This is a genomic window from Bradyrhizobium sp. STM 3843 (genome assembly GCF_000239815.1).
Classification (GTDB): domain Bacteria; phylum Pseudomonadota; class Alphaproteobacteria; order Rhizobiales; family Xanthobacteraceae; genus Bradyrhizobium.
In genome coordinates this window covers 1-1,396 of the sequence record NZ_CAFK01000162.1, presented here as the reverse complement: position 1 = coordinate 1,396, position 1,396 = coordinate 1, and the positions used below count along the sequence as shown (strand labels likewise).

The window sequence follows — 1,396 nt, the reverse complement described above, 5'->3', positions numbered from 1 at the left end:
CCCGTGCCCATGCCGGGCATAACGATGTGGCCGAATCGGAAATCGATGGCCACGCAAATCGCGGCTCGGGTCGCGAGCATGACGTCGGCCGGATCGTCGATGATCTTCGGCACGCGCATCGTCGGCGCGGCGATGAGGAAGGGGATCGCCTCGTGATAGGTCGGGACCGCGACGGCGGCCCCAACCAATAGCTCCTGAAATTTTTGCAGCCGGATGACCATCTGTAGCCGGCGCTGCAGTTCGATCCCGAAGAACTGCAGATAGGCCCAATCCACGCCGCCATCCATGAAGCCGAACGAATTGGCGGGGCTCACGGCGGCGTCGAAGTGTCGGTCGAGGACGGACCGGTGCGCTACCTCGATGACGTTCGGCAGCTCCATCAGATGGTGATGGGCTTCTGCAACGAAGAGCGGATCGAGGTCACAGATCGATATTCGGATGTTGGTCATCCGGCTTCCTCTCGTTCTTTGGGTCGGCGGAACGTCTTGCCGCGGTCCACGCCAGCAATTCGCGGGAGATTATCCCGACCAGCATTCCAATCATGATCCCAGCCAGCGCAATCACTTGCTGGCCTCCATCATCGGTAGCGCGCATGAACAAAACTGGGGGGATTCGTTTTCGTCGATGGTGTTCATGCGGCACACGCCTTGAGAGCTTGGTCGCGTGCGGCGATGAGCTCCGCCATTGCCGCGTCCGAACCGCCGACGTCGGGATGCGCGGATTTTGCCTTGGCGGTGAATTGAGCCTTGATCAGTTGTGCGCTGGCGCCCGGGGCAACGCCAAGAATTTCCCAGCACGACTTAGGGGCGGGGAGTGCAGTAAAGCCCGAGAATGCGCGCTCCATCATCGTCGCGCCGCCGTGACGCTCGATCGAACGAATGGCCTCGATTGCCAACACCAGCGACCGCATATTTTCCCATGGTGTCCAGTATCGGTCGCGGGCCATCGCCAGCGGCTTGCCCTTGAGCGTGAAGTAAATGGCTACGCCCGGATCCTCATAGCGACGCTTGGCGGCATCGGCATATGGTAGGCCGTCCTGACGGACAGGGACATTTGAGGAAATGACGACGTCGCGCGCGCCTAAGAGGCGAAGTTCTCGTTGCAGTTCCTTTATCTGGTTGAAGGCTTGTCCGTTGAAGCGTGACTTTTTGCGTTGAGCCCAGGTTGAGCGCGGCCAGCCGGCTGGCCAGTGAAGCGGGTAGCTTTCGATCGTCATGGAGTTGTCCCTGGGGCTCTGGATTGATCGGGCTCGGCAGCTCCCCACCATTTGCCGAGCGCGTTGAGGTAGCCGCGGCAGAGCCGCAGCTTTTCCGGCTTGTGTTTGGGGTAGGCGAAACCGTCCTCGCCCTTTGGATCGAGCGGCACGCCCTTGTGACAATGGAAGGTCCCGCCGGCG

4 protein-coding genes are annotated in these 1,396 nt (G+C 61.1%); all 4 read right to left on the bottom strand.

Features of this window, described 5'->3' with window-relative positions; all coding sequences use genetic code 11:
* Positions 1–380: macro domain-containing protein (locus BRAS3843_RS17630; RefSeq protein ID WP_175361134.1), on the bottom strand; the 380-nt coding region annotated here is incomplete at its 3' end.
* A gap of 40 nt (positions 381–420) precedes the next feature.
* Positions 421–594, bottom strand: coding sequence for a hypothetical protein (locus BRAS3843_RS41580; RefSeq protein WP_210161396.1), 174 nt, complete (start codon positions 592–594; stop codon positions 421–423).
* 37 nt (positions 595–631) lie between these two features.
* On the bottom strand, positions 632–1,216 hold the full coding sequence (locus BRAS3843_RS17625) for a J domain-containing protein (RefSeq protein ID WP_008970329.1): 585 nt from the start codon (positions 1,214–1,216) through the stop codon (positions 632–634).
* Positions 1,213–1,396: hypothetical protein (locus BRAS3843_RS41575; protein WP_201768855.1), on the bottom strand; the 184-nt coding region annotated here is incomplete at its 5' end. The genes BRAS3843_RS41575 and BRAS3843_RS17625, both read right to left, overlap by 4 nt.